We start from the raw sequence: 3,801 nt of genomic DNA, 5'->3' as shown, positions 1-3,801 counted from the left end.
TTCTTTCTAGTTCATCTATACTTAGGTGTTCTTGGATACTTAAGCGTCTTGGCATAATGGCGATCGCTCCTGGGAATTATTTTTCTCCTCTTCAATTATACACAAACGATGCTACCGGACATGATATCACAAATTAATTTAACAATTTAGTGGAGCTAGGGAATGCCCGGTTTGGTAACAGGGAATAGAAAATATGCTTGAGCTAAATATACAAATAATTTTGTCTCCCTACCGATCTATGTTCATCCTAGTCAAAGTAAAAGCTAAATCAGCAGCACTTATTTGTTCATATATTTCAAACGGTTGATGGACCCAAGGATTATCTGGCAAATAATCAACATAGTAGTCAGGTTCAAATATAGAGCAAGCCTTGTACCACAAAACTGCTGTTTTGAGTTCCTGAATTTCTTGACCATAATTATCCTGAAGCCAAGCGATAGACTTATCTATACTAACTCCCGAATCTACTAGATCATCAGCTAGCAACACATGACTACCTAAACGATATGTAGTCATAGTTAAATTTTTTCCTATGATCATCTTACCCTGTTCCTGGCCTTTAATACCACCATAAGAGGAAGTAGCTAGAATCGCTAAAGGTTTTTTGAAAATGCGAGACAAAATATCTCCTACTCGTAATCCTCCTCTAGCCAAACAAACAATTTGATTGAACTGCCATTGAGATTGATAAATTTTTGCTGCTAGATACTCAATTTTTTGATGATAGTCTAACCAAGAGATGTAAAGATTGCTCATTTTTGAACTTTAAAATAATAGTGATAACCTAAAAATAGGATAGTTTTAATTTTACCTAAAACTCTCACTTGTATTTCAAGCCACAATCATTATATTTTATTAAATGAAGCATCGCCCTTCCGTTGTATCTCACACTTCTTAAGAAATGCTATACCAATTTTCTACAAGCTGAAATTTTTGTGTTATTTAAAGGTAAAGGTATGTTATATCTTTCAAATAATTTAGAAAAGGGGTATTTTTAAAAAAAATAAATTTTATGATTATTAGCCAAGCTGAATAGCAAAAATATCAATCTGCTATCCTCAGCTATCCACGCCGAACCCCATAAAGTAATCGATTAATAGCTGTTGTATCTTCTTCACTCCAATTATGGTATAAAAATAAATTTCTGAGCTGTTTTCTGTGTTCTTTAGTCAAAATACCAAATCCATAGACTTGGAATACTAAATCTGCAATAATTACTTCTGGTAAAAGGGTTTGATAGTTCATAGTAGTTCATCATAATATACTGTTTATAGTATCCCCAATTTAACAATTAATAACTGTGATAAAAAATTTACTCTAAGTTATATTTATCTAGAAAATTCGTGACTTATGTCACCATAGTTAAAGCATAATTCTGTAATTTATGCCATTTTTCTATAAAGTTACACTCTATAAAAGAGAATAATTATTAGCAGAATAAGGTCATAGAAAAAAATCTTCAACAAAATTCTTCAATCCATGGTTACAAAAAAATAGTATAAGATATTAAGGATAATAATATTAATCAATGGTTGCCAGATTTTTTTGACAAAAGATACTTATTCAGCATAATTAAGGGAATAATTATATCATATAACCAATAATTTGAATGTTATACTTAATCAATAATTAATATTAATTGTTACTATTGCCACTGTATAAATATTAAGTATTATATAGCATTCAAAAGTATTGATAAATTAAGCAAATGGCGTAAAAAAATACTTTAAGTAAGAGTTTAAAAGTATATGAAAAATCAGCAAAAAAATTATACTCCTATAGTAATAATATTAACTATAGCCTTGAATTTCATAATTTTAGGATGTCAAAAAACCAGCAAAAAAATACAGAAAATAGATAACAAAAACAATACAACATTGTTACAGCCAAATACTGTAGAAGAAGAAAGTAAATTTAAAGCAAGAAGTTTGGCAATTCGTAAGAAACTAGCAGCCGTAGACTTAGAAGAACTAGATAGTTGGTGGAGACCAAGAAAAATTGGAGACCCTCATAAATATCTACTGCCAGTAATTTTAGCCAGATTAAGTTTAGAAGATACACAAATAGGAGAACTTTATAATCAAGAAAAAACCTGGAAAATTTTATTCGAACTAGATAAAGATAAACCAAGCCTTTATCACTTCCGTAGTTATTTAGATGTACGAATTTTCTTTTTATTTCGAGAGAAAATGCCATCTGATGTATTAGCATCTTACAAAAATCAACTACAACGACCGAAAGTCTTCAACTGGATAAAAACTGGAACAGAAAATCATATGTTTATGCATCGTGCATCCGGTTTAGCATTGATGAATGGAAGTGGTTGGCCTGTAGAAGACCCCGCAAGTGAAGCCACAAATGAGGCATGGTTGCGAGCAGAACTGAATAAATTTTTAACTATTGGACAAGGAGAATTTCATTCTTCAGTTTATTATGGATATAGTATTGGTGGATTACTTAATATCTATGATTTTGCTCGTGACCCAGAATTAAAAGAACTGGCAAAAGGTTTACTAGATTGGTATGCAGCTAATATGGCAATAAGACTAAGTTGGGGGACTGCTGGAGGTGCCGAAAGTAGGGGTTTTGATCGCTATACCTGGAATACTGGGTTAAGTGCAGTAGCATGGATGTGGTGGGGAGAAGGCACTGAAGCTGCAGAAAAGATGGGAGATGGTACTGCTAGGTTAGCATTGCCAGCAGCTCTAAGCACATATCGTCCTCCAGAACATCTGCGGGCACTAGCTCGTAAACAAGTGCCATTACCATTTCAGCTCAGAGCAAGTCATCCAATTTACTACAGTTACTCCCAAGGAAACCGCTTATGGGAAAAATTCTATATAACTGAAGACTATAGTTTAGGTACTTTATTAGAGCCTACCCGCAGTTATCAAGTTGAGGGTACAATTAATGCCCAGTATGTTACTTATAAATTAGTAGTGCGCGACCCTGAAGGCATTAATAACGCAGTAGTAGGTTTAGGTGGCACTTATCATGGACCCCAAGCAACTGGACGTAGTCCTGGCGATCAATATGTTCAGCAAAAGGGAGCAGTAATATTTCAGTTAATTCTTAGCGATCGAGATTTGCAAGCAGGAGTGCCAGCACAGTCGCATTTAGTCTTGCCAAAACGTTATGGTGAACCGAAAAAATATAAAAATTGGTATATTTGGCGTATTGAAAATATTTGGCTATGTGCTAGACCTTGGTCAGGTGAGGTAAGTTTACAACCGTTATCTCGGAAATATAAAGAATATCAAGCAATGGTTGCTAAAGGAAAAAAGACTGCTTGGGTTACTGATGTAGCAAGAGTAGCTGATATTGGAGATGTTGAAAGTTTAAAACAGGCCTTGGATAAAACTCTCGTTGATGATAGCGAATGGGAGAGTCAAGGGCGTTTGAGTTATTTGAGTTTAGCTGGCGATCGCATAGTTATGACATATCAGCAAGATGGTGCTATTGGGGACGCAGTAGTTAATGGGGAAAAAATAATTTTAAAAAATTGGCCTGTGTTAGAGAGTCCATACACCAAACAAGGGTTGTACAGTGGGTTGCTAGAAGTTGATGACCCCAAGCTAGGTAAATGGCAATTAAGAGGTAAGTTAATGGGTCCAGAATGGGAGTAGGGTCCAGAATGGGAGTAGGGTCCAGAATGGGAGATGGGGAGATGGGGCGGTGTGCGTTACGACAGAACATTTGGTTCTGAGTCTGACGGCCGTGCTTTTGCAGTATTTGGTTTGCAAGGATTAGCTCCCTATTTCTTGGAAGTAGATGCTGCTCTTTTTGTCAGCGAAGATGGAG

At 35.0% G+C, this 3,801-nt stretch carries 4 protein-coding genes; 2 read left to right on the top strand and 2 right to left on the bottom strand.

Annotated elements, in window-relative coordinates; all coding sequences use genetic code 11:
- Positions 1-228 precede the first annotated feature (228 nt).
- Positions 229-756 (bottom strand): phosphoribosyltransferase, encoded by a 528-nt coding sequence (locus tag F6K06_RS33210; protein ID WP_287245174.1) that lies wholly within the window; start codon positions 754-756, stop codon positions 229-231.
- Between the two features lie 306 nt (positions 757-1,062).
- Entirely contained in the window at positions 1,063-1,245 is a 183-nt protein-coding gene (locus tag F6K06_RS33205; protein WP_287245172.1) for a hypothetical protein, read from the bottom strand.
- A 557-nt stretch (positions 1,246-1,802) separates the two neighbouring features.
- Between F6K06_RS33205 and F6K06_RS33200 the strand changes: the two genes are divergently transcribed.
- Both F6K06_RS33200 and F6K06_RS34450 read left to right on the top strand, forming a co-directional pair.
- Positions 1,803-3,626: a hypothetical protein gene (locus F6K06_RS33200; RefSeq protein WP_287309106.1), complete on the top strand. Its 1,824-nt coding sequence runs from the start codon at positions 1,803-1,805 to the stop codon at positions 3,624-3,626.
- 33 nt (positions 3,627-3,659) lie between these two features.
- The coding region (locus F6K06_RS34450) for a copper resistance protein B (RefSeq protein ID WP_353734953.1) at positions 3,660-3,801 on the top strand (142 nt) is incomplete at its 3' end.

Origin of the sequence: Okeania sp. SIO1H4 (assembly GCF_010672695.1) — a bacterium.
In the GTDB taxonomy this organism is placed as follows: Bacteria; Cyanobacteriota; Cyanobacteriia; order Cyanobacteriales; family Microcoleaceae; genus Okeania; species Okeania hirsuta.
Note: the sequence above shows the minus strand (reverse complement) of the source record. Positions and strands in the feature narration are given on the sequence as shown.

What these genes read in the sequence shown, in the direction of transcription:
- F6K06_RS33205 (WP_287245172.1), bottom strand. Translation starts at nt 1,245, where the DNA reads ATGAACTATCAAACCCTTTTACCAGAAGTAATTATTGCAGATTTAGTA.
- F6K06_RS33210 (WP_287245174.1), bottom strand. Translation starts at nt 756, where the DNA reads ATGAGCAATCTTTACATCTCTTGGTTAGACTATCATCAAAAAATTGAG.